Below are 24,388 nucleotides of genomic sequence, written 5' to 3' on the forward strand. Positions count from 1 at the left end.
ATTTTTTCTATTACTTTTTAAACACCTTATCAATGATCTCATCCGTCGTCATGCCGCTCTCGACTTCGAACGTTCCTGGACGAAGATTGTTCTCGAGTTTACGTTTTTCGACGCGCTTGTAGAAATCGAGTCCGTCTTTGATGATATTAGCTTTTTCAAGGGCGTTCCCTACATCAATGCTGGTCATCCCATCTGAAACAGTCAGGACGGTTTTATATACGATCTTTTCTTTTGCAGGCTGATCGTCAGCTTTTTCTGCTTCCTGCTTCTCTTCTTCACCCTTATGGATGGCGAATCCTTTTGAGGTCAGATGCTGGATCATTTCGTCATCCGTCATCTTTTCCTTGACGGTCTTGGTCTCAGGTTTCGCTGTCGTCGTTTTTGCTTCCGGCTGATCGGTGAAAAAGTAGACCCCGCCGGTCACGGTTGCGGCGACAAGAAGGCCAGAGGCAAAACTGCGCAATGTATTGGGTCTCATTGGGCAACCATGCTCCTTTCAGCCTTTTTTGTCATATATGGTGTAAGCATGCGTTCGACTTCTATGGTCGGGAGCTGTTGCTCTGATGCGATGCTTTCAATGGAGTATCCACGCTTATGAAGATCTAACATTTCCCGGAGCACGCGGCGTTCATCGGATGTGGCCGGTACTGCACCTGCCTGCTGTGCGGTAATTTCCGCGTCCAGCTGCATGGCGCGCATCTGCTTTTCCAATTCGTGTACTTCATTCATCACCGAAATCGACATGTGCTCAACCTGTTGTTCGAGCTTAGATTTCGACTGGCTCGTCTTTACAAACGATAAAATGAGCAGCACAACAGCCGCACCAAACAAAATGGCGATTATCCATCCCATCTTATGTTCCTCCTTCTATGTAACAATTTATCAACCTAAATTATACCCTGAACCCTGTCACAATTCGATTTTTATCGACAAAACACGACTTTGATCCTGTACCTATACCATTATATAACAACCTCATTGGGATTTGTATCCTGTTTTTCTTTACAAGTTTATGACGATTCTTTTCCTTATTTCACGAATAGATCATAACAAAATGAAGAACGGCTTCGGTTTCTTCCAAGTTCGAGTAGCCATGGGGTTGATCCGCAGGGAATTGGATGGAATCGTATTGTTCTAGGGAATAAAGCCGGTCACCCACCCTCACCTCCACGCGCCCTTCCATGACGGTGACATATTCCTTCACTCCCGTCTGATGGGCGTCGGCCATATAATGACTGTGCGGCTTAAGGAAAGCCCTGTGGGTTTCAAGTGAACCATAATGAGAGGTGGAAAACATCGGTTCAAGGGTCAAGGATCCATCAGCACTCAATACCTTTCTTCCTTCATTCTTCCTCGACACCTTCACTTGCTCCTTTTCCATCAGTAAAGAGGAAATCGGGATCGATAGACCATTGGCGATCTTCCAGATGATCGTCAGTGACGGATTGGCCTCCCCACGCTCGATGTTCCCGAGGGTCAGCTTGCTGACGCCGGTCAAATCGGCAAGTGCCTGCAAACTTAAATTCTGTTCCCCGCGTACATCCCTCAGGATGGTACCGATATGTTTGGCAAGAGATTCAGGATCTTCCCATGTGTTCATACTCATTTCTCCTTCCATTGTCGGAAAATTAATTCAATCAGCCTGTTGTAGGTTCGTGTTCGGTATATTATATTTATCTTATAGTTTACTATATTTAACCGAAGGGTGAATGATTTATGAAAGAACTTCTTCTTGGAATTGTCTCGTCCATGTTCTTTGCCGTTACATTCATTTTGAATCGTTCCATGGAGCTGTCCGGGGGGAGCTGGATGTGGAGTGCTTCCCTTCGTTTCCTGTTCATGCTTCCGTTTTTCCTTCTCATTGTACTTGCAAGGAAGAATATGAAACAAGTCTTTCTTGAACTCAAAGCGAATCCTGGTGGATGGCTGCTTTGGAGCTTTTTCGGTTTCGTCCTGTTCTACGCCCCACTGACCTATGCCGCCACTTATGGACCGGGCTGGCTTGTAGCGGGCACATGGCAGTTCACGATCGTAGCGGGAATCCTGCTCGCGCCGCTCTTTTTCACCACTGGGCCAGACGGAAGCAAACAGCGCCACCGCATCCAAAAGAAAGCGCTGATCATATCCCTTCTCATCCTCACAGGTGTAATCTTTATCCAACAGCAGCAAGCTGCCGAGCTGACACCCATCCAGATGTTGATGGGCATCCTGCCGGTTCTCGTAGCGACCTTTGCCTATCCTCTCGGTAACCGTAAAATGATGAGCTTATGCAACGGAAGGCTCGATACGTTCCAGCGGATCCTCGGCATGACGATTGCAAGCCTCCCCTTCTGGCTGATCCTGAGCGCACTCGCCATATGGAAAGCGGGTTTGCCGAGTGGCGGGCAAGTGACTCAATCCTTTGTTGTAGCAGTGTGCTCAGGCGTGATTGCCACTACCCTGTTCTTTATTGCCACGAACCGGGTCCGTCATCATCAAGGGAAGCTCGCCTCAGTCGAAGCCACGCAGTCGACCCAGGTCCTGTTCGTCATGGCCGGTGAAGCCATCTTCCTGTCGAGCCCGCTTCCGACCGGCATTGCAGCCGTCGGGATCCTGTTGATCATCGCCGGGATCATCGGTCATACGTTAAATATGAAAAAGATGAATGCCCCCCGATCCGTCACCCTTCAGAAGAGCACTCCATAAGAAAAAGCGTCCTGCCCGGGACGCTTTTCTTTATGATGACTCCATATTCTTCTGCACTTTCTTCAGTAAACCCAGCAGCTGTTGCTGCTCCTCGCGATCGAGACCATGAAACTGGGTGGCTTGGACCTGCTCCTGTTGTGGAACCACTTCGTCGTAGAGCTCCCGCCCGCTTGCTGTAAGGGTAATGGTTTTCGTCTTCCACTGCTGTTCACGCTGCACGTATCCGAGCTTCTCCATCTTCGTGATGAGCTGCGTGATATTGCCCTTGGTGACGAACAATTTCTCACCGAGCTCCTTCTGTGTGAGCTTCCCATGCACCCCCACTTGGGTCAAGCAGTCGAACTGGGCACTGGTGAGTCCCCATTTCTTGAGGTGATCATTGTTTTCCTTGATGCTATGATTGTATACCCGCGAGAGACGAAACCACAGCATCAGGCCAAGGCGCTTTTCCTTCATGGATAGTGGATTGCTCATTTCCCTTCCTCCCTTCGTGCCTCTGGAAGTGGCTTGATCTTTGATTCGATTTCCTCTCTTCTTTCTTCGAGGAACGGCGGCAGGGAAAGGTTCCTGCCGAGACGGTCACGGGTCTCATCGGTTTCGAAGCCCGGTCCGTCAGTGGCCAGTTCAAAGAGGATGCCGCTCGGATCATGGAAATAGATTGATCTGAAGTAATGGCGATCAATCGATCCCGACGTTTTGATCCCTTGATTCTCCAGATGATCGATCCACTCATCGAGCTCCTCCTCATCGCTCACACGGAATGCGACATGATGGACCCCACCGCGCCCTTGGCGTTCTTTCGGTCCATCTTGTTGAAGAAGATGGACCTCGGATCCTCTCCCTCCAAGACCAGTTGTGAAAGTCTTGTTTTCTCCTTCGGTTCCCGTGTCCTTTTTCACAAACCCCAGAATCTCTTCCAGGAAGCGTTCGGTCGCTTCCGTATCTTTTACCGTCAACTGCACAGGACCGAGGCCACTGATGGCATACGCTTGAGGAACCGTACTCCCTGACCACGTATTCCTCTCAGCACCCGGATCCGCCAGCAGTTGCATCCGGTGACCGTCGCGGTCCCTGAACCCGAGGACGCTATATCCAGACCGATAGGAAATCCCGTCATGCTCAACTCCGAATTCTTGGAACCGGCTTCGCCAATAGCCCAGTGCTTCTTCTGACGGCACTAGCAATGACACGAGGGATATGCTATCCGTACCGGCATGATTCTTAGCCAGATTGGGGATTTCAAAAAAGGTCAGTTCCGATCCCGGACTTCCCGTTTCGTCCCCATAGAATAGATGGTAATAGAACGGATTGTCCTGGTTTACCGTCGTCTTTACGAGGCGCATGCCGAGGATGTCACGATAAAAGGGCAGGTTTACTGCCGCATTGGCTGTAAGTGATGAGATGTGATGGATTCCTTTGAGTTCCATGATGCGTCCTCCCTGAATGTTTCTTGCTTGCATCTTTTCATGTGATTATGTATTATCAGTTTAGTACTAAACTCAAAAACCGTCAAGCATGTGGCCCAGCTACAAACGATACGAAAAAAAAGGAGAGATAGGCCTTGAACCATTTAAAAGGAATCCATCACGTGACCGCCATCACGAGCAGTGCGGAAAAGAATTATGAATTCTTCACCTACGTCCTCGGGATGCGCCTTGTGAAAAAGACCGTCAATCAGGATGATATCCAGACATACCATCTTTTCTTTGCCGATGACAAAGGAAGTGCAGGAACCGATATGACGTTCTTTGACTTCCCTAACATTCCACGTGGGGTACACGGAACGAATGAAATCGCGAAAACATCCTTCCGTGTACCGAGTGATGAAGCCCTTGACTACTGGGTCAAACGCTTCGATCGCCTGAAGATCGACCACAGTGGCATCACGACACGCTTCGGGAAAAAGACCCTTTCTTTCACCGACTTCGATGATCAGCAGTACCAATTGATCTCGGATGAAAAGAATGAAGGCGTCCCTGCCGGCACCCCATGGCAGGATGGACCGGTTCCATTGGAATATGCCATCACCGGTCTAGGACCGATCTTTATCCGCATCCAAGACTTCGACTACTTCAAAAAATTGATGGAAATGGTCCTTCAATTTAAAGAAATCGGTCATGAAGGAAGCTTCCACCTGTTCGAAGTCGGAGAAGGCGGAAACGGGGCACAGGTCGTCGTCGAGCACAACACCGTTCTTCCGAGCGCCCAACAAGGCTTCGGTACCGTCCACCACGTGGCCTTCCGCGTTGAGGACCGTGCCGTACTTGATGAATGGACAAAACGCATGGAAGAGTTCGGATTCCGTACGTCCGGATATGTGAACCGCCACTTCTTCGAATCACTCTATGCCCCTGTGGCTCCACAGATCCTGTTCGAGTTTGCAACAGATGGCCCCGGATTCATGGGAGACGAGCCGTACGAAACCCTCGGGGAGAAGTTATCCCTGCCTCCATTCCTCGAGCCAAAGCGCGAGCAGATCGAAGCGCTCGTTCGACCGATCGATACGGTCAGGAGTACGAGAGATATCCAGAAAGAGTATGAGTGAAGAAATATACTAGTAAAAAGCGGAAAAAGCATCGGTTTTTTAAACCGGTGCTTTTTCTGTATAGCCGTATAAAGTACAGCACATATGTTGCCTCCAGATTTAATAAGAAAAGATCTATCGATAAGCATGCTAAAGCGGATACGCGGAAAACCGCATCCCTTATCTTTAATCAGCCGGTCTTGGACCTGGCTTTTTGCCAGTCGATTCCACCGTCAGGACCGGACGGACGGAGGCGTCCCCTTCGACTCTGATCTGGCAGGACAAGCGCAAGCGATCCTCATACGTCATCTCTGTCTCACCGGCCGACAGCTCACAGAAATCCCCGTCATGAATTTCGACCCTGCACGTGGTACAGCGTGCGTTGCCGCCACATCAATGCAGGATGTCCACTCCGTTGTCCTCCAGGGCCAGAACCAGCTTCGTACCCTTTTCAACCGTATATTTCCCGTAACCGATCACTGTCAACTTTGGCATGGATCCGACCTCCTCATTTTATATAGTGTAACCATTCGCTATTCAATCTTTCCTGTTTTGTATGATGACTGTTAAATTTTATTAATTTTCAAATAATTATTTGACTTCCACATATCAGACGATTATAATTACCCTATGTTTAAAATGTTTTAATTCGAGATATTTAGGAGGAAATCCAATGTCAGTAGATTTTTATGAAAGCCTACAGTCCCGCCGTACGTATTATGGAATCGATAAGCAGGTAAGTGTCTCAGACGAACGGGTAAAGGAAATCGTTGAGTTTGCCGTCAAACATACGCCTTCTGCTTTCAATTCACAGACTGCTCGCGTTGTCGTCCTTACAGGAGACGCTCATGACAAGCTATGGGATCTAACCACTTCCGCCCTGAAAAAAGCAGTAGGAGACGGAGATTTCACTGGAACCCAACAGAAGATGGATTCTTTCAAAGCAGGCTATGGCACAGTCCTGTTCTTCGAAGAGGAAAGCATCGTCAAGTCCCTTCAGGAACAATTCGCCCTCTATGCCGACAACTTCCCGATCTGGTCCCACCAATCCTCCGGGATGCATCAGCTCGTTGTATGGACTGCGCTTGAATCAGAAGGCCTCGGCGCCTCCCTTCAGCATTACAACCCGCTGATCGATGAAGACGTGAAGAACGAATGGAGCCTCCCGCAAAGTTGGAAGCTCATCGCCCAAATGCCATTCGGCAATCCAACAGCCGAGCCGGGTGAAAAGCAATTCCAGCCGCTTGATGAACGCGTGAAATTTTATAAATAAGACAGAAGCACAGCGATCCGGATGATCGCTGTGCTTTTTATTTAAATCCCTAGCCATTTTCATGCTGACTAACACAGGTTGTGCAGACGCTGCAGAACCGAATCATCCAGATGAATCCTCCCCACCCTCAATGGAACGGTGATGATGAACGGCGCAGAATATCCGATAGAGAGAGGAAATTACCAGTGGGAATTCAAAAGAGGCAAGAACCGCCCCATCCCCTTCCATAATAGTATGGAAGTAGCAGCGCAGGGCGGACGATTCCTTTGGGGACCAGAGGCAAGGTTGAGACCCTGTTGACGTCAGCCAAAACGGCTCATGATGATTCCCCGTTGGAAAAAGGGCGACCGCAGCGGAAAGGCACGAACTTAATCAAATAGTCTATGAACTAGAAAATATTTTTTGCACCTATCAAAAGGAAGGATGTCGAACACAGCATCCTACCTATCACCACAAAGTGCCTTGTAGCGGAGGCCACCTGACTCCTACGGGAATAGAGGGTAGCTTGAGACCCTGCAGGCGCAGCCGAAGCGGCTCAACACCCTCCCCGAGGAAAGCAGGTGGCCGCAGCGAAAAGGAACGAACCCAATCAAATAGTCTATGAAGTAGAAGAGGATTTTCTCACCCATTAAAAGATATGTCGAACACACCATCCTCCCTACCACCACAAAGTGCCTTGCAGCGAAGGGCGGACGACTCCTTCGGGAATAGAGGCAAGGTTAAGACCCTGCAGGCGTAGCGAAGGGCTCAACTGACTCCCCGAGGAAAGCCGCCGACCGCAGCGAAACGCAACGAACCTTTCCCTTCTTCTCTCCCATTTAAAAAGTGGATGGGGTTCCTAAACCTTATCACCTAGTTCAATCAGCAAAGAACAACGACTCCTACAGATAGAAAGCACCTGCCGAATCTGAACGAAGGCCCACTATTTTAAATGGAGGCAAACACGCTTAAATCCCTCATCACAGCACATACTAACCCAAACAACCCCATCCGATTGAATGGACAAAATTCGCCAGCCACCACGATTTTCTGTTACAATAAGTACATAAGTTATTTTTTTATACAACCGTTTGAAAGGGGTTACATATAGTGGAGGACCGACAAGAACTTCACCCTAAAGTAGAGAAAAGCTTCGAACTGATCGGTAAAAAATGGACCGGCTTGATCATTTATGTTTTAATGAGTGGACCAAAGCGCTTCAGCGAATTGAGCGAAGCCATCCCCGCCCTGAGCAGACGATTATTGACCGAGCGCGTTAAAGAGCTTGAAGAACACGGGATTGTCATCAGGGAAGTCATAGCGGATCGGCCGATTCGATCGGAATACTCACTCACACAGAAGGGAATCGAACTGGGTAACATCCTCGGACCTATCAGCAAATGGGCAGAAAGCTGGGTCCATGACTAACCTCTAATAGAAAGGGTTGACATCATGACCAACGTTCTCTATATCACAGCTCATCCACTCAGTGAAACTGAATCCCTCAGCATGGCTGTTGGCAAAGAATTTTTCGATACATATAAACGATCTCACCCCGAAGATGAGATTGTTCACCTGGACCTGTATCAAAGTGATATCCCGTTTCTCGACAGTGATGTCTTCAACGGATGGGAAAAGCTCCGCTCCCAAGCATCGCTTGCAGACCTCTCTACCACCGAACGCCTCAAAGTCGGACGCCTTGCCGAACTTGGCGGTCAGTTCCTGCTGGCAGATAAATATATCTTCGTCACTCCCATGTGGAACTTCTCCATTCCCGCCATCATGAAGGCCTACATCGATGCCGTTACCGTATCCGGTAAGACGTTCATCTACACAAAGGACGGAATACAGGGAATGCTTGCAGGCAAAAAGGCCATCCATATCCAGTCACGGGGGGATATATATTCCGAAGGGCCGGAAGAACCGCGTGAGCTTGGTCATCGGTATATGGAAGTGATGATGGAATTCTTCGGAGTCGCTTCCTTCGAAAGCATCATCATCGAAGGCCAGATGAAATATCCTGAAAGAACGGAAGAAATCAAGACCAAAGCGATGGCAGAGGCTCATGAGAAGGCTCAAACATTTTAATGGACAAAGACACCCGGATTGGGTGTTTTTTATTTATGTAATCGTTTATGGAACACAATTTTAATCTACTACACATTAAAAAGTCGGTACTAAAAAATCCACAAAAAAAAAGGAGGCACAATGCCCCCCTTTTTCGTTTTTCCTATTAACCTCTTCCTGCTTGGAAAGAAGGATATTTTGTCATACCACCATCTGCGAACAGTGTGATACCAGTTACATAGCTAGCTTCTTTAGAAGCAAGGAATGCAGCAACGGATGCTACTTCTTCCGGTTTACCGATGTAACCCATTGGAATCATGCTTTCAACGTCAGCGCGTTGTTCTGGATCGTCGAATTTTTCAGCGTTGATCGGTGTATACATCGCACCAGGTCCGATGTTGTTTACGCGGATGCCTTTAGGCGCATATTCAAGTGCAAGTGTTTCGGTCATCAATTTGATTCCGCCTTTACTTGCTGCATAGTGAACGAATAGCGGCCAAGGAATCATTTCGTGGACAGAAGACATGTTGATGACATTCCCTTTGATGTCGTTTTCTACCCAGTATTTGATTGCTTCACGGCTACCAAGGAAAGCACCAGTCAAGTTTGTGTTGATGACTTTGTTCCAGTTATCAAGAGAAAGTTCGTGAGATGGAACAGGATTTTCGATACCAGCATTGTTGACCATGACGTCAAGCGTACCGAATTCTTTTACAGCTGTTTGTACAAGGTTGATGACGTCTGCTTCTACAGTCACGTCACCTTGGACGATGATGGCTTCCCCACCGGCAGCTTCTACTTCATTTTTCGCTTCGATTGCTTCTTCTTCGTTTACATAATAGTTGATGACAACTTTCGCTTGTTCTTGACCGAAACGGACAGCCATTGAGCGTCCAAGACCAGTGGATCCGCCAGTGATGGCAACTACTTTACCTTTTAAATCTTCATACATAATGAATTCCTCCTTAGATTATGTTGATGCTGTACCTATGGATGATTATTGGCTTTTCGTGATTCCGAGAAGGACACCGCCGATGATGATCAGGATGATACCGAAGATGATACCGACCATTTGACGTTTGGTTTTCTTCTCACCTAGAAGGAAGATTCCTCCGAGTGTTGAAATAACGATACCCATTTGTGAGAGGGAGAAGCTTGTTGCGACTCCGACTTTCGGTTGTGAGATGAAGAGGAACATGTTCCCCGCAGCCCAGATCAACCCTGGAATGATGTTTTTGATTGCATATTTGTTGAATGGCTTATGTCTGTAAGTAAGAATGATTCCTCCGATGAACATCCCGATTGCTTGTGGGAATAGGGCTGTCCAACCATCAACGTCGAATAGACGTGCAATGACAACATATACAAGGTAACCAATGGTTGAAACGATAAGCGTGATGATCGCTTTCTTGAATTGTTTTGAATTCTCTTCGTTCTTTTGTTCCTTGCTTTCCAGTGATGTCAGTACGATTCCGACGATGATACAGATAAGGGCAATGATTCCTAATATGACAGTGACCGCAGTGGACCACTCATTAAATACAATGACACCGAACAATGCAGTTGAAACAAGCTGCATACCGGTTGAGATCGGCATTGTTTTGGAAACACCGATATATTCGATCGTTTTGAGCTGATTACTTTGACCTACGGCCCAGAATAGACCCGAAACGATTCCGACGATAAAGATGGTTGGTGTTAGAACCGGATGAACAACCAAGAAGATGACAGCTGAGAAGATCAGCGCCCCGATTGTTGTTCCTAGTGTCTGGCTATAAGCGCCTCCACCGAGTTTCACATTGAAAAGTACAATGCTCCCCCAGAATATCGCAGGAAGGATGGCTAAGAAAATATCCATGAATGTGAACCTTCTTTCCTAAACTGTTGATGTATTTGTGAGCGACTATTTGTTCACTCAATGTTACTAATAGTAACTAGGTAGAAAAAAATAGTCAATCGATTGAGCTCCTTTTTTTTCTTACCCATTTTCGTAAAAATAAACCCTTTCATTTGTGAAATGTTGAGCGTACGCAACAAACCTTGTCATGCTAAGTAATTCAGAATTTGTCAGAAAAAACGGTTATTCCATTTCCTTACATAAATGTGATAATACACGTAATAATCTGACTACTTAAAGTAACCGTTTTCCTTGAAATGGCGCGGTTTTCAGGGGACTTCAAAGGGTTCGACTCACCAGGAAAAACGTAAAATGTAAGCGTTCGATTCTGTCACAAATAAAAAAATCCACTCAAAAAAAACGACCTTTTTTGGAAGGTCGCTACTCTGAAGAAATTGCATTTTTTTGATGTAGAGGATGATTTTACACATAATTCATTGGTTTATTCGGCCTGATATGGCTTGGCAGTGTGATTGATTTTCGAGAGTTCATTTACTTATTCCGATCCCCATTTTCAGGACTGCAGCCACATCCCTAGATGCACGTTCCAGAAGATGCGTTGCCTGACTGAAAGCCTCGGGCAGTTCCATGATCCCGGATACGATTGAAAACAGGGCATCGATGCCGTGGTCATAGACGACCCTACTGTCATCCGTGAGGGAACCGGCGATACCGATCACGGGAATCCCGAACTCCTTGGCAGCCTTTGCGACTCCGATTGGTGTTTTGCCATAAATGGTCTGTCCGTCTATGCGCCCTTCTCCTGTTATGACGAAAGAAGCATTCTTGACGTTCTCACTGAACTTCAAGGCCTTTAGGACAATATCGATACCGCAATTCAGCTCGGCATTCAGGAAAGCAAGAAGGGCAAAACCGAGTCCTCCAGCAGCACCGGTGCCTGCTTTGCTGGCGATCTCTTCACCACTCGGCGCAATGGAGGCTAGATGGGCAAGGTTTTGGTCAAGGATATCAACCATTTCCGGATCAGCTCCCTTTTGCGGACCGAAGATTGCAGAAGCACCGGTGGGCCCTGTAAGGGGGTTGGTGACATCACATGCCACTTCGAGCTTGACGGATTCCAGTCTTGGATCCAGCAGACTCAAGTCAATGGAACTTATAGTAGAGAGTGCTCCGCCACCCGGACCGATCTCTTGCCCTTGTTCATTCAAGAACCTGCCTCCGAGAGCCTGTGTCATACCCACACCGCCATCGTTGGTGGCACTGCCGCCAATCCCCACGATGATATGGCTGACGCCTTCATCAAGAGCTGCACGGATAAGCTCGCCGGTTCCCCTAGATGTCGTGAGCAGGGGATTTCGTTTCGACGGCTCCACTAGATGAAGACCTGAAGCTGCTGCCATTTCAATGACCGCCGTTTTACCGTCACCCAGTATTCCGAAGAAGGCCGGGACGTCCTCACCCAGGGGTCCTGTGACGGAACGTTCCCTGATGGTTCCACCAGTGGCATCCACAAGGGATTGGACGGTCCCTTCCCCACCGTCGGCCATGGGAAGGAGCTGGTACTCAGCATCTGGAATGACGGCTTTCATGCCTTTCTCAATGGATTGCGCCGCTTCCAGCGCGGTCATGCTTTCTTTGAACGAATCAGGTGCGATGACGATCTTCATCATTTTCTCTCCTCTCAGGTTAACCGAAAATCTTGAATACGCCGAACACTAAAGTCGACAGAATGGCCAATGTGAGTCCGACAAGGGATTCATACGGCATGAGTTTAAGGCGCTCTTTCATGCTCATATTCACGCTACCTGCCGTCGCATGGAAGAAGCTTCCGTGCGGCAAATGATCCAGTACGGTGGCTCCTGCATGAATCATGGCCGCTCCGGCCAGGGCGGACACACCCATTTCAAGGATGGTCCCACTGAATACGCTACTTGCAACTGCGGTACCAGCCGTCGTCGATGCCGTTGCTGCCGACATGAAGATCCCAGATGCCGGTGCGAGGAGATATGCTGGCAGACCCGATGCACTGAGGCCATTGATGATGACATCCTTCAGGGTCGAATTCGCAATGATACCGGCAAGCGTTCCCGTTCCAAGAAGCATGATTGCCACTCCCGACATTTTTCCAAGGCCGGATACTGCGTAGTCGTTGATCTTTCTTGTCTTCTTCATAGCAATGGCCCCGATGATCCCGCCAATCGGCAGGGCAACCATCGGATCGATATTGATATCGAACAAAGGGCGAAGGGCCAATAAGAGGATGGCTACAAGTGGTGCCACAAGTGCTGTAATGAAAAGAGGCATGTTCGAGGCGTCAACCACAGCGCTCTCTTCTTGGATGAAGGTTCCTTTACGGGCAAGCTTCTTGGCCACCATGTAGGTGACTGCGAGACCGAATAGGGCCGGAATGATCCCTGCCATCATGATAGATGTAAGGGGAACACCGAACGCATCCGATGCCGCGATGGCATTCGGGTTCGGTGACATGATGTTCCCTGCCTTCCCTCCTCCGATCATGGCAAGGAGAATGGCCGTCCTGGACAGCTTTGCCCGTTTTGCGATGGCAAGGGCAATCGGTGAAACGGTGATGACGGCAACATCTACAAACACTCCGACTGCTGTTAGGATCATGGTGGCGAGGGCAAGGGCAAGGAGTGCTTTTGATTCACCAAGCTTTTTCACGATCGTTTCGGCAATGGACAGTGCAGCGCCTGACTCGATCAGGACACCTGCGAGAACCCCGGCTGCCAAGATACGAAGGACGGCTGGAATGATTCCCTTTGCTCCTTCCATCATAAGATTGACGGTATTGGCTATATCCACTCCACCGATGAGACCACCGATCAGCGCGCCGGCAACCATCCCATAAGCGGGCGGGACTTTTTTAAGTATTAATACGATAGCGATGACAAGGGCACTCACTGCTCCTAAAGCGCTTACAGTAACATCCATTTCTGCTCCCCCTCAGACGAATTATTCTCTATGCAATTAATTGTAAGCGTTTTCTAATTTTGATTCATTGGGCAAACGAACAAAAAAATCCAAATATCCTGTCTGGATATTTGGACACTTGCACAGTTAATGTGATTCGTAAAATAGCTTCGCTATGTAGAGCTCCATCAGATCCCTGATCTTACGGGGATCCTTGCCCGTCCACTGGTGAATCTTATCCAGCCGATAGCGCAGCGTGTTTCGGTGAATAAAAAGGCGTTCAGCTGTCCGATTGAGTTCACCGTTTTCCTGGATATAGGCATCCAGGGTTTCCAGCCCTTCTTTATGTTCCATCAAAGGGGTATAAAATGAAAAGCGCTCCATATCAGGATTCCGCTCCATCATTTGCAGCAAGAGGACCTCGATCCGGAACTCTTCGTAGGAATAAACCGGCAATCCCGGCCGCGATCTCCGTCCTAATGCAAGAGCATGCTTTCCTTGCTCATAGGATCGTCGCCACTCCCTTGAACTGCTTGCCACCCCTCCGATCCCGACACCACCCGCTACCGACCTGAGACGCCGCGGAACCTTCAGACCTCTTTCCGCCACTTTGAAAAGGATGATTTCATTAGAAGGAGTGACGCCGAGCACATCTCCTTTATCGAGCTCGAATTCGATAGAGCGAAGGAGTTCCTGCCCCGTCGGATCTGTACGTGCTTCCATCACAATGGCGGCACGGGGAAGATCCAGGTCTATCCCCAATGAACCTGCCTTTTCCACGACGGAATCCCCGCCGGTGCCTGTAATCAGTTGGGTGATCATATCGTTTTGGATCCTTTGCTTCCATTGAAATTGTTCAAGAAGGAAGGACTGCTCAAGGACGAGTTCCGCCGACATCTTGATCAGCTCCGCGAAGGCTTGAATCTCTTCCGGCTCACCGGTGATACCCACGACCCCGACAATTTGACCGTTAAAGGAGATGGGAAAATTGATTCCCGGCTTTACGCCCTCCCTCTCTTCCTTCACTTCGATCTTCCTTTTCTCCTGGAGGACAAGGAGTGCACCTTGGTGGACATACCCGATTCTGTTCATATCACCTGAACCGATGATGACGCCTTCTTCATTCATCACGTTGATGTTCCAATCAAGGATGGCCATCGTCCTGTTGACGATTTCCTGAGCCAGTTCCCGGGTCATGACAGCCATATGTTTCACTCCCTTACTTCTTCTTCCTTGCACTCACAATACCTTGCACCACCGGGAACCGCCAGCTTCCTGCAATGAAAACGACCATTCCGACAAGGATCCCTGCGGAGGTGACAATCAGATCGATTCCTTTTTCCCCCATCGTAGAAGGTACAGCGGCCTCTACACCCTTCTCGACTGCCAAGACGACCGCAGCCATGACGGCAGTGATGAGTGCGATGGGAACCAACGAACGGATCAACTTTCTGAAAGAGAGCCCGACTGCCTTCTTGATATGAATGAGTGTATACAAGACCGATACGCCCATCCCCGCATAGGTCGCCAGGATCGGTCCTATTTCTTTGAACGGCGGCACAAGAAGGATGTTCAGTCCGACTTTTACAGCGATTCCCACGGCAATGGCCCACACGACTTTCTTCTGCTCATTGATTCCCTGCATGGTCGCAGTCGTCACCGTAAAGAGGGCAATGATGATGGCCGCCGGCGCATACCATTCTAGAATGATACCCCCGAGTTCAGCATCGGATGAGGAAGGAAACATCAGCCTGAAGAGATGGCTCCCCACCACACTGAGTCCGATGGCAGCAGGGAAGGTAAAGAACAACACCAGCTGGAACGTCTGATCGATGCTATCCCTTACTTCTTGGATCCTCCCGCTTTCAAACGATGACGTGATCCTCGGGATCAAGGTCATCCCAAAAGCAGTCGCCAGTGAGACGGGAACAAGGACGAGGATCTGGGCGATCCCGATGTTCCCATTGATGACCTCGACTTTTGAAAAGGCATAGCCGATGTTCATGAACAGGCGATTGATCGTGAACGTATCGATGTTCTGATAAATCGGGATCGTCAAGCCCGTGATCACAAAGGGGATGGCATATCGCGTCAGCTCCTTGAACATAGGAAACACCGCAATCTTCGCATTGCCTACACTTTCATCCATTTGCCTGCGGATCAGGCGGCGTCTTTTCCAGAAAACCCATAAAAGAAGGACAAGGGAGGCCAGCCCCCCGATGAAGGCGGCAAATGTGGCAATGCCAACGGCCCCTTTTACCGTCCCATTCAACACGTTCAGGATGAGGTAGCCCCCGGCAAGGATGAAGGCAATCCGTACCACCTGCTCGATGACCGTACTCATGGCCGATGGCCCCATGGAATCACTCCCCTGGAAATACCCCCTCAGCAAGCTCATGGGGGGCACGACTAGCAAGGCAAAACTGACCAGCCGGACAACGTAGATCATGTCATCCCGTGAGTTCCCACTTCCACCTTCTCCGAACGCCACCACCACCCATGGGGCAGAGAAGTATAATAGTAGAAACGAAACAATTCCGCTGATGATCATGGCAATCAGGCCATAACGGAGCAGGTTCAACCCTGCGAGGTAATTGCCCCTTTCGTTGTATTTCGCTACGAACTTGGAAACGGCAAGGGGCAAACCGACCGTCGACAGGCTGAGCAGGATCGTATACGGTCCGTATGCGTATTTGTACAGGGCATATCCCGTATCCCCTACCAGCAGGGTGAATGGGATGATGAATAGAAACCCGATGATTTTTGAGATAAAGGTGGCAGAGGTCAGGAAAAATGTCCCCCGCATCATCTTCTTGTCCATATGATACTCCTTCTGTGCTCACATCATGAAAAAGGAAGCCCTTCGCAAAGCGAAAGGCCCCCTTTCCTAAATCGCTTCCGCTTTGATGACGAAGCGATGCTGACTGGCATGAAAATATCCATCTTTCTCAATCGTGCGATGGATTTCCTCCAGTTTATCCTGAAATCCCTCTACTGTAAATCCCGGGACCTGCCACGGGATCGCCTTCAAATAATACTGAAGGGCACCGATATCATAAAATCGCTGGCCGGCGGTTTCTTCCCGTTTCCAGATCACCCTGAAGCCGTTGGATTCTAGGTCATTAACAGCCTGCTCCAGGTTCCAGGGGGCAAATTCCGGATTCAACGGCACCTCGAATGCATCGTTCAATTCAAAGCAGTCACAGCCTCCGACCTGCTGGGTAAGAAAAGTGCCTCCGGTCCTGATCACCCTTCTCACTTCACGTGCAGAAAAGGATTCGTGTTGATTGATAATCAAGTCAAACTCTCCTCCGTCAAACGGAAGATCATCATCAGAATCGTAAGCACGCACGTCCACTCCGAGCGGTTCAAGTCTCGCTTTCGCCACGGGTACGTTCGGCGGGTAGCCTTCCGTTGCACATATCCTGGGTGGGAATGGTTTCAGCATAGAGAGGAACTCTCCTCCGCCGGTCCCCATATCAAGCATGGCCGAAGCCTCCCGCATCAGGGGAAGCACCAAGCTCCCATATGACCAGGAAAGCCCGTCACTCTTCATTCGTCCCGTTTCGGTTATATAAGAAAAATCCCAGCCTTCAAAGGCCTCATCTTGTTTCATCCATTGCTCCATCTTCATATCAGATTCCCTCCATTTTTTTAATCATACCGGGGTATTCCCCAGCCCTGGAGGTCCTCTGATCCATAGACAGCGTTGTTATGGCTCGTACTGATTCGGCATATTGGTCGCTCCTTCATTACATTTATATTTTGGTAGTGAAATTGATTAAGTCCGTCAACTATCGGTTAGTACAGTGGATACAAAAATCAAAACGCCCCATTCTTTGACTCTCCCTTTACTAGGTAGAAAAGTGGATATTATCTACGCAATAAGAAACCAAGCCTCATCTTTTGCACAAGTGCAGTGCAGCGGAGGGAGGCCGACTCCTGCGGGAATAGAGGGAAGGTTGAGACCCTGCAGGCGCAGCCGAAGCGGCTCAACTCCCTCCCCGCCGGAAAGCGGCCTTCCGCAGTGGAACGAAACGTCTCAATATTTCACTAATACTCCAATAGAAAGATTATTTAGAAAAATTATACCAATCCAATCTACTTAACTCAACACCGAACCACTCACCCGCTTTTTGGCTTTAAGGCCGAATAGTCCGGTATAAACCAAGGCCGTACCGATCATGACAAGCGCGCCCATGTAGACCGACATCATGGTCGGGATCAGGAAGGCACCGAGTATGATGGTGGAGCGGGCGATAAGGTCGGCTCCGCTGAATGAAAGGTTCGAGAAAGCGGAGTAAGAGCCACGCTTATCGTCCGGGATCATATTCGCCTGCTCGGCATTCCGGATTGGTGAATAGATCAGCTCTCCGATCGTCGCAATCAGATTGAACAGGATCAACACGTACCAGGTGTTAGCCGATGTGACCACTGCATATCCCAATCCGTAGATCAGGAGACCGATGAGGATACCCTTCCGCTTCGAAATTTTATCGGTCCACCTGTTGACGAAGAAAGTCAAAAAGACAACTAGAAGCATGTTTTCAATGTTCAAGAAGCTAAGCATCCTGACCCCTGCAACTTCAAAGCCACCGACCGTGACGCTCCTGAACTCTTCAGCAAGACGGATACCGATATAGCTGTTCAGTGAAAACTCCGCAGCCAAGATGAAGGTCGTGCCTGCGACCACTTTCACGAAAGCAGAATCTTTGAATGCAATCCGATAATTGTTGATGAGGTCGACCAGGACATTCTTGTGCTTTTTTTCCAAGAACCCCTTGAACTCGTCCTTCAGCCAGATACCATAAGCGACGGGAATGATGGTTGAAGTGACGGTCAGCATGATGAACAGTTCCTGTTTATGATGAAGGTATAGCAGCCCTCCAAGGGCGGCGCCGATTGCCATGGATAGGTTGATGAGCCAATAGTCGAGTGCATAGACGGCCTTCCGGTTTTCAGGAGTCGTCGAATCGATGATGATGGCGTGCATGGCGGGCCTGCCTAGACTGCTCGTGATAATGAATAAGATGTACGCTCCTGCAAACACGATGATCCATTTCTCTTCAGGGAAAAGGCTGACGGTCATAAGGAGGAAGCAGGCTGCATTCAGCCACGAGGTAACGAGGAGCACCCTTTTGCGTGAAAATCGGTCAGATACATATCCGCCAATCAAATTGACGATGAAACCGATGATGACGGTGGCAATCAGGAACATTCCCGCCCATATTTTGTTCATTTCGGTAGCGAAGAATAGGGCCATGAACGGCATGACGGCAGATGAAACGGCACGATTAAAGAACGATGTAATCATCCGTACTTTGATGTTTTGTGGGTATTCCTTCCAACTCATATTGTTCCCTCCTCTTGTTTCTTGTATAGTAAACGAGACAGAGAAAGTTAAAAACGGACAGTTTCCTAGCCACATGTCCCCTTTTAAGGAGGAAACCGATGAATCAGCTCTTATTGAAGCTATGGAAAGCATGCCCCACGGGGGAGGTTCGCATGGAAGAAGTAGCAGACATCCTCGAACTTAGTCGCAAGCAAACGACGAGAAAAATAAAAAAATGGGAAGAAGACGGTTTCCTGATGTTTTCTCCGGGTAAAGGACGTGGACATCTTTCACAACTTGAGTGGAAAGTGAATGTGGAAGAGAGCTTTGAATTGGAAGCCATGAATCGCATGGAGCATGAACCGGTGGAAAGCTTGTCGGCATACTTCACGTACGACTGGTCACCGGATACACGCCATCGTCTCATGGACCAATTCGCCACAAGATTCGGGTATAGCCAGGAAGGACGCGACAAGCTGATCATTCCGAGGCGGCATTTGTTCCGTTCCTTCCATCCCCTGGAGGCCGCCGACGCCCAAAGTGCACATCTCGTCGCCAATATCTATAATCGCCTTGTATCCATTACGGAAAACGGAGAGTGTCTGCCGGAGCTCGCACACAGCTGGGATGAGTTTCCGGATAAGCTACGTCTTTATTTAAAGAAGGACGTACGATTCCATGATGGGTCTACAACGAAAGCAGAGGATGTCCAGCGCTGCCTCGAAAAAATGGGCAAGCACCCTGTCTACCGGGAGTTATGGATGCCTGTGGAAAGGATCTCAATTCCTGGACCGCTGATCATCGAGATCCACCACCCTAAAGGATGCTCCTATGCCTTGCAGTTACTGAGCATGATGTGCGCAAGCATCTATAAGGAGACGGCAGAAGGGCCGATCGGGACGGGCTGTTTTTATCTTGTGGAAGATACGTTGGATAAGACTGTCCTTCTTGCGTTCAGGGATCATTTCAGGGAGCGGCCGCTCCTGGACTCCTTGGAATTCGTCAAGGTGGAGCCGGACTTCCCCGTCCAGTACCAATCTCAAACGGAGGATCCCGCATCCATCGAAGTCGAGAGCGATTCCGGCTTTGGCATTATTGTCATGAACGCTTACAGGGATACCGATATCCACCGTCAGGAAGTCAGGACCTACCTTCATCACATTTTAAGATGGCATCGCGACCGGATCGTTGACTTTCATCCGAGGATTACACCGATTCGAGGCGGCTGTCTGAAAGGACACGAAGTGAATCCTGATCTACCTGACGTTTCACGTCCCACGTTCACGGCACCGTTGATCATCAGAGCAACAGGCTATACGACAGATTCTACCCGCTGGCTCCAGCAGGTCTTTGATGAAGAAGGGGTACCCTATGAAGTACACTGGTTCACCTTTGATGAGGTGGTCACCAATCACCCCCGGGCATTGGAGTCGGATCTTTTTATCCATGGTGAAATCTTCGAAGAAAATGAGGATCTTTCATTCTATCATTTTCTCATACATGGCTACTCCCCACTCCACCCGGTTCTAAAGCCTCTTGGTGAATGGAAGGAGAGACTGGACGTATACAGCCAGACCCCTTTCACGGAATGGAGAGCCCTTCATGAAGAGAATGAAAGGAAGCTCATGGAAGATTCCCTCATGATCCCCCTTTACTATGTGAAGCGGGCGATCCCATTTTCGACGGATCTTATGAATATCCACATCCGGCATTTCGGATATGTGGATTTCTCCAAGATGTGGATACGCCCCTCTGTACAGGCATGACCATATCCAGAAACATAGCATTACCCACCTGCAGGAAAACGTGATAGATTGGACTTACATTATCCAATAGGAGAGATGAATCGTGAGAGCACTGTTTGTCACCATCCCCCTTGCCTCCCTCCTCTTCACCGGAGGCTGCAGCCTCTTCGAAGAAGGGGAAGAACCGGCTGCACCTATTGTGGAGCAGGAGCTTCAAGAAGCCGAAGGGGTGTTATTCTATGAAAATCCAAAAGAGAAAAAAGCCCTCATCGTAGATGGATCATTTGATGAAGACGATCTGAACCTCCCATTGAAGGAGATCAAGAAAAAATATGATTTATGGTATGTCACGATTAAAGAGCCTGTGATGCTGAAAGATCTGCCTTCTGGCTCACATGTGAAGATCCGCTATCAGGAGATGCTCGGTTCTGATCCTAAATCTACTGCAGCCGAGGAAATTGAGGTCGTTCCTGGCTCTTGAGAACACTCTTTTACCCATTACAGTACTGTTTGGATTAGACAAAATTATTAATAAGGAAGTGTTCCATGATGGTTTCTATTCAACTAAGGGAACTGCGCCAAACGGACTGGCAGGCGGTGCACCGCTACGCTTCCATGGAAATCGTCAGCAGGTATCAGCCTTGGGGACCGAACAGCGAGGAAGAGACCCGGCAGTATGTGGATGAGGTTCTGCGGGATGCAGCGAAGAAAGACCAGACGCGGTTCACCTATGCCGTCATTCTGGACGGAGAGCTGATCGGATGCGGGGAGCTTACCATTTGTAACCGCTCCAACCTTACTGGGGAAATCGGCTACATTCTCCACCCCGGGCACTGGGGGAAAGGGATTGCGACCCTCCTGGCCAAAAAGCTATTGAACATCGGCTTCCACGAACATGGCCTGCACCGGATCCAAGCCACCTGTGATCCGGCCAATACCGGCTCCATCAGGGTGTTGGAGAAATGCGGAATGACACGCGAGGGCAGGATAAGGGATCACCTTAAGATGAATGACGGATGGCGGGATTCACTTCTATTCGGCAAGCTGGAGCACGAATAAGGCTGCGCACCCATGGGTGCACAGCCTTTTATTCTTCTATACGATCAATCGATCCGCTGCCTTCTCATCCACTGGGTCGCGGCCCATTTGTCACCGATGATGACGGGTCCTCCACCGTGAAGGGTCATGTCATTGAGCTCCTGGTTATCATAGAAGTACTCGAAGTAGACCGCCATCCCTTTTTGCGGGGACACGGAAAGATTCAGTTTAGGAAAATACGTTTCTCCCCCTTGTTCCACATCGTTCAAATACATCACAAGGGTACTGATCCGAGGATTCTTCACCGGTCGTGATGAAGAGAAAAAGTCAAAGTGGGCCTTGTATTCCTGGCCGATTTGATAATTGAGGATCTGTAACCCTTCTCCGTGGCTTTCAGGGATGTTCATGATCTGGGACACGCGTCTTGACACCCGTGAGACCACTTCATTCTCCCCTTCTTCAAGGAACGTACTGCTGCTCGTGCGGATTTGATCCACTTCACGGACCTTCCCGATCTTGGACCTGTCCATCCGGTCCTTCGATACGTTGATGAGTTCATCGCATTCTTCATGGCTCAGGACGTTCCCGAGGATGACGACAAGCGGCTCTTCTACTCTGGCAATGATGGAAATCTCTCTGTCTTCTGTTACAATCTTATTCCCTACATGAGGGAAGATCGTCTGTTCTTTAACCCCTATTTCCTTTGTGTGCATGATCATCGTTCTCCCTATTCAAATTTCACAAAGACGGCACGCCGCTTTACTAAAAAGCGCTTTCAATTCCAAGTTGAAAGCAGGCCTCGATTCCCCTCTGTACAGGAGGGTAGAGATTAACTTTATTTTACTTCTACCGGAAGATTATGACTATGGTTTTCTTTAAAATAATCAATCACTACCAGGGATTGCTCATGAGGTTGTAACATTTCCAATGTAAAAAAGCATGGGGGCCCCATGCTCATTCTTTGCATTCACCACTCCACTCGCCAAACCATCCGCCTTCTTTTTCAATACTCGGTAATTTGCCGCTGCTGTAACAAGCATCGGCGAAGGCATCTATTTCCTTATGGACCGTATAACTATGGAAAAAGGCATTTCCCATAAAAAAGAAGATACCTAAGGAAAGGACCAATCCCCATTTCTTATCCATTCTCCACTTAGTTGGTTTGATCAAAACCATCATCCTCCACTATTTATGGATATTTATCCCATCATAACATAATGGCACCGTCTATGAAACATTATCTTCCATCTGCCACGATGTGAATATCCATGTTGGAGGACTCCCTCATGATGCGATTGATGATGGACCCTTTGCGGATTTCCTCCCAACGCGACCTTGCGGATTGGCCTAATAGAATCTGGGTGACGTTGTGTCGGAAAGCTACATCCACGATGACGGTCGCTGCGTGTCGTTTCCCTCCATCTTCCACGATCATGATGGCTCCGAACTGATTGGCAAGGGTATGCCACTCCTCGATTTTCTTTTTCTGTTGTGGCGAGAGGGTACTGGTTTCAACGACTGTGAGGATGACCAATTCTGCCTTTAAACGATCCGCCATCCTCCAGCCCCTTCTGATGAGTTTTTCTGCTGTCGGACCATAGTGAACGCAGACAAGGATCCGTTCATGGACGCCGGTCGGTGCGCTCCCCCCTTTCATCCGTCCGTCCACATCATCCGCAAGCTCTCGAAGAGACAGTTCTCTCAGTGCTGATAGATTAGAAGAAGTAAAGAAGTGCGACAGGCTTTGTTCGATTTTCTGCGGGGGGTAGATCCTTCCTTCCCTCATGCGCTTCCTGAGCGTCTCAGGCGTGATATCGATGAGCTGGATTTCCGCCGCCTGCTGAATGAAGGTGTCCGGCACCCTCTCCCGGACCGTGATGCCTGTGATTCTCTGAACGATGTCGTTCACACTTTCAAGATGCTGAATGTTCATGGCGGACCATACATCGATCCCTGCCTGAAGGATTTCTTTCACATCTTGATACCGTTTCACATGCCTCGCACCCGGGACGTTCGAATGGGCCAACTCATCGATGAGGACGATTTCCGGCTTACGCTCCTTGATCCGGGTGACGTCCAGTTCGTGGAACACTTTCCCTTTATACTGGACTTGCTTAAGCGGTACCTGCTCCAGGCCCCCGATGACGTCAGCCGTTTCCTTGCGGCCATGGGTTTCGATAAGGCCGATGACTACATCCCTTCCGTCCTGCCTCCACTGGGCAGCATCCTGTAGCATCTTGAACGTCTTCCCCACACCGGGTGCAGCTCCTACATAAAGCTTCAATCTTCCCAGGGTGGAGCGGTGGATCTCCTCAAGGAATTCCTCCGGTCTCTTCTTCCTGAAATATGGATTCATTCTCTTCCCTCCATCAGGATGGTCATTCCTTTTTCAGCGCCAGGTTCAATAAGAGCACGTTCACCCGCCTCTCTCCCAGGAACCCCCACTCTTTTCCTTCTGTGTGATCCTCTATCAGCTCTTTAAGCCTGCTTTTGGATATGGATGTAGCTTCCGCGATACGATCAACCTGGGCCAGGGCCGCTTCCGGACTGATATGGGGGTCAAGGCCTGATCCGGAATCGGTCATAAGATCCATCGGGACCTGATTGAGCGGAACGCTTGGATTCTCCTTTTTCCATTCTTGCAGGGTCCCCTCTACCCGCTTGATCAGTTCCGGATTAGAAGGAGCATAATTGTTGGAGCCCGATGCCGCTGCATCATATTCAATAGCCGATACCCGGCCGTGAAACAATGCGGGATCTTGAACGTTTTGGCCGATGAGCGCAGAGCCCACCGGGTGACCGTTTTCATAAATCAGGCTTCCATTCGCCCTTTCAGGCATCAAGAGTTGGGAAATCCCTGTCGCGGCAAGGGGATAGAGCAGCCCCCCAAGGATCATCGTCATGATGCTGACCCGGATGATCGGGCCAGCCAATCGTTGTTCTACCATTTTTCACG

At 49.1% G+C, this 24,388-nt stretch carries 25 protein-coding genes and 1 pseudogene; 8 read left to right on the forward strand and 18 right to left on the reverse strand.

What is annotated here, in order from left to right:
- Window positions 1–10 precede the first annotated feature (10 nt).
- From K6T23_RS17740 to K6T23_RS17750, 3 genes are all read right to left on the reverse strand, one after another.
- Window positions 11–478 (reverse strand): hypothetical protein, encoded by a 468-nt coding sequence (locus tag K6T23_RS17740; RefSeq protein ID WP_079515598.1) that lies wholly within the window; start codon window positions 476–478, stop codon window positions 11–13.
- Window positions 475–852 carry a beta/alpha barrel domain-containing protein gene (locus tag K6T23_RS17745; protein WP_238282157.1) on the reverse strand — a complete coding sequence of 126 codons (378 nt, stop codon included), beginning with the start codon at window positions 850–852 and terminating at the stop codon, window positions 475–477. Before K6T23_RS17745 ends, K6T23_RS17740 begins: the two co-directional genes overlap by 4 nt.
- A 181-nt stretch (window positions 853–1,033) precedes the next feature.
- Window positions 1,034–1,600 (reverse strand): XRE family transcriptional regulator, encoded by a 567-nt coding sequence (locus K6T23_RS17750; protein WP_238282158.1) that lies wholly within the window; start codon window positions 1,598–1,600, stop codon window positions 1,034–1,036.
- A 116-nt stretch (window positions 1,601–1,716) separates the two neighbouring features.
- Between K6T23_RS17750 and K6T23_RS17755 the strand changes: the two genes are divergently transcribed.
- The gene (locus tag K6T23_RS17755) at window positions 1,717–2,685 is read left to right on the forward strand and encodes a DMT family transporter (protein WP_218246532.1); all 969 of its coding nucleotides are present in this window, start codon (window positions 1,717–1,719) and stop codon (window positions 2,683–2,685) included.
- A 30-nt stretch (window positions 2,686–2,715) separates the two neighbouring features.
- Here the strand turns inward: K6T23_RS17755 and K6T23_RS17760 are convergent, their stop codons facing one another.
- Window positions 2,716–3,141 carry a MarR family winged helix-turn-helix transcriptional regulator gene (locus K6T23_RS17760; protein ID WP_056541283.1) on the reverse strand — a complete coding sequence of 142 codons (426 nt, stop codon included), beginning with the start codon at window positions 3,139–3,141 and terminating at the stop codon, window positions 2,716–2,718.
- 14 nt (window positions 3,142–3,155) lie between these two features.
- Window positions 3,156–4,112: a ring-cleaving dioxygenase gene (locus K6T23_RS17765; RefSeq protein ID WP_238282160.1), complete on the reverse strand. Its 957-nt coding sequence runs from the start codon at window positions 4,110–4,112 to the stop codon at window positions 3,156–3,158.
- 134 nt (window positions 4,113–4,246) lie between these two features.
- Here K6T23_RS17765 and K6T23_RS17770 point away from each other — a divergent pair, with 134 nt between their 5' ends.
- Window positions 4,247–5,230, forward strand: coding sequence for a ring-cleaving dioxygenase (locus tag K6T23_RS17770; RefSeq protein ID WP_048014567.1), 984 nt, complete (start codon window positions 4,247–4,249; stop codon window positions 5,228–5,230).
- Between the two features lie 165 nt (window positions 5,231–5,395).
- Here the strand turns inward: K6T23_RS17770 and K6T23_RS17775 are convergent.
- Window positions 5,396–5,704, reverse strand: a pseudogene (locus tag K6T23_RS17775) (2Fe-2S iron-sulfur cluster-binding protein).
- Between the two features lie 178 nt (window positions 5,705–5,882).
- On the opposite strand from K6T23_RS17775, the gene K6T23_RS17780 reads away from it, so the two are divergent.
- The 3 genes from K6T23_RS17780 (at window position 5,883) to K6T23_RS17790 (ending at window position 8,549) form a co-directional block, all read left to right on the forward strand.
- The gene (locus K6T23_RS17780; RefSeq protein WP_056540827.1) at window positions 5,883–6,482 is read left to right on the forward strand and encodes a nitroreductase family protein; all 600 of its coding nucleotides are present in this window, start codon (window positions 5,883–5,885) and stop codon (window positions 6,480–6,482) included.
- Between the two features lie 1,089 nt (window positions 6,483–7,571).
- Window positions 7,572–7,889, forward strand: a complete 318-nt coding sequence (locus tag K6T23_RS17785) for a winged helix-turn-helix transcriptional regulator (RefSeq protein WP_048007138.1) — start codon at window positions 7,572–7,574, stop codon at window positions 7,887–7,889.
- 24 nt (window positions 7,890–7,913) lie between these two features.
- Window positions 7,914–8,549, forward strand: a complete 636-nt coding sequence (locus K6T23_RS17790) for an NAD(P)H-dependent oxidoreductase (protein WP_238282162.1) — start codon at window positions 7,914–7,916, stop codon at window positions 8,547–8,549.
- A 145-nt stretch (window positions 8,550–8,694) separates the two neighbouring features.
- Here K6T23_RS17790 and gdh read toward each other — a convergent pair whose 3' ends face one another.
- From gdh to K6T23_RS17830, 8 genes are all read right to left on the reverse strand, one after another.
- Window positions 8,695–9,480 carry a glucose 1-dehydrogenase gene (gene gdh, locus K6T23_RS17795; protein ID WP_056540823.1) on the reverse strand — a complete coding sequence of 262 codons (786 nt, stop codon included), beginning with the start codon at window positions 9,478–9,480 and terminating at the stop codon, window positions 8,695–8,697.
- Between the two features lie 45 nt (window positions 9,481–9,525).
- Window positions 9,526–10,386 (reverse strand): GRP family sugar transporter, encoded by an 861-nt coding sequence (locus K6T23_RS17800; protein ID WP_148985587.1) that lies wholly within the window; start codon window positions 10,384–10,386, stop codon window positions 9,526–9,528.
- Between the two features lie 527 nt (window positions 10,387–10,913).
- Entirely contained in the window at window positions 10,914–12,053 is a 1,140-nt protein-coding gene (locus K6T23_RS17805; protein WP_238284463.1) for a glycerate kinase, read from the reverse strand.
- Window positions 12,054–12,072: 19 nt separating this feature from the next.
- A complete protein-coding gene (locus K6T23_RS17810) occupies window positions 12,073–13,338 on the reverse strand; it encodes a GntP family permease (protein WP_056540816.1) in 1,266 nt (421 codons plus the stop codon).
- Between the two features lie 126 nt (window positions 13,339–13,464).
- A complete protein-coding gene (locus K6T23_RS17815; RefSeq protein ID WP_148985589.1) occupies window positions 13,465–14,523 on the reverse strand; it encodes a CdaR family transcriptional regulator in 1,059 nt (352 codons plus the stop codon).
- A 13-nt stretch (window positions 14,524–14,536) separates the two neighbouring features.
- Window positions 14,537–16,138: a putative polysaccharide biosynthesis protein gene (locus tag K6T23_RS17820; protein WP_238282164.1), complete on the reverse strand. Its 1,602-nt coding sequence runs from the start codon at window positions 16,136–16,138 to the stop codon at window positions 14,537–14,539.
- Window positions 16,139–16,204: 66 nt separating this feature from the next.
- Window positions 16,205–16,951, reverse strand: a complete 747-nt coding sequence (locus tag K6T23_RS17825) for a class I SAM-dependent methyltransferase (RefSeq protein ID WP_238282166.1) — start codon at window positions 16,949–16,951, stop codon at window positions 16,205–16,207.
- A 471-nt stretch (window positions 16,952–17,422) separates the two neighbouring features.
- On the reverse strand, window positions 17,423–18,670 hold the full coding sequence (locus K6T23_RS17830; RefSeq protein WP_238282168.1) for an MDR family MFS transporter: 1,248 nt from the start codon (window positions 18,668–18,670) through the stop codon (window positions 17,423–17,425).
- Between the two features lie 98 nt (window positions 18,671–18,768).
- Between K6T23_RS17830 and K6T23_RS17835 the strand changes: the two genes are divergently transcribed.
- The 3 genes from K6T23_RS17835 to K6T23_RS17845 all read left to right on the forward strand — a co-directional run bounded on the left by K6T23_RS17835 (window position 18,769) and on the right by K6T23_RS17845 (window position 21,453).
- Window positions 18,769–20,415, forward strand: coding sequence for an ABC transporter substrate-binding protein (locus K6T23_RS17835; RefSeq protein WP_238282170.1), 1,647 nt, complete (start codon window positions 18,769–18,771; stop codon window positions 20,413–20,415).
- Between the two features lie 82 nt (window positions 20,416–20,497).
- Window positions 20,498–20,875 carry a DUF3221 domain-containing protein gene (locus K6T23_RS17840; protein ID WP_079515584.1) on the forward strand — a complete coding sequence of 126 codons (378 nt, stop codon included), beginning with the start codon at window positions 20,498–20,500 and terminating at the stop codon, window positions 20,873–20,875.
- A gap of 65 nt (window positions 20,876–20,940) precedes the next feature.
- Window positions 20,941–21,453: a GNAT family N-acetyltransferase gene (locus K6T23_RS17845; protein ID WP_238282171.1), complete on the forward strand. Its 513-nt coding sequence runs from the start codon at window positions 20,941–20,943 to the stop codon at window positions 21,451–21,453.
- Between the two features lie 44 nt (window positions 21,454–21,497).
- Here the strand turns inward: K6T23_RS17845 and K6T23_RS17850 are convergent, their stop codons facing one another.
- The 4 genes from K6T23_RS17850 to kdpC form a co-directional block, all read right to left on the reverse strand.
- The gene (locus K6T23_RS17850) at window positions 21,498–22,145 is read right to left on the reverse strand and encodes a prolyl hydroxylase family protein (protein ID WP_152915683.1); all 648 of its coding nucleotides are present in this window, start codon (window positions 22,143–22,145) and stop codon (window positions 21,498–21,500) included.
- A 241-nt stretch (window positions 22,146–22,386) separates the two neighbouring features.
- Window positions 22,387–22,578 carry a hypothetical protein gene (locus tag K6T23_RS17855; protein WP_142245887.1) on the reverse strand — a complete coding sequence of 64 codons (192 nt, stop codon included), beginning with the start codon at window positions 22,576–22,578 and terminating at the stop codon, window positions 22,387–22,389.
- Window positions 22,579–22,669: 91 nt separating this feature from the next.
- Window positions 22,670–23,788 carry a KdpD-like non-kinase potassium sensor gene (gene kdpDN, locus K6T23_RS17860; protein ID WP_238282175.1) on the reverse strand — a complete coding sequence of 373 codons (1,119 nt, stop codon included), beginning with the start codon at window positions 23,786–23,788 and terminating at the stop codon, window positions 22,670–22,672.
- Window positions 23,789–23,810: 22 nt separating this feature from the next.
- Window positions 23,811–24,380, reverse strand: coding sequence for a potassium-transporting ATPase subunit KdpC (kdpC, locus tag K6T23_RS17865; protein ID WP_056540779.1), 570 nt, complete (start codon window positions 24,378–24,380; stop codon window positions 23,811–23,813).
- Window positions 24,381–24,388 lie beyond the last annotated feature (8 nt).

The organism is Rossellomorea marisflavi (assembly GCF_022170785.1).
Classification (GTDB): domain Bacteria; phylum Bacillota; class Bacilli; order Bacillales; family Bacillaceae_B; genus Rossellomorea; species Rossellomorea marisflavi_B.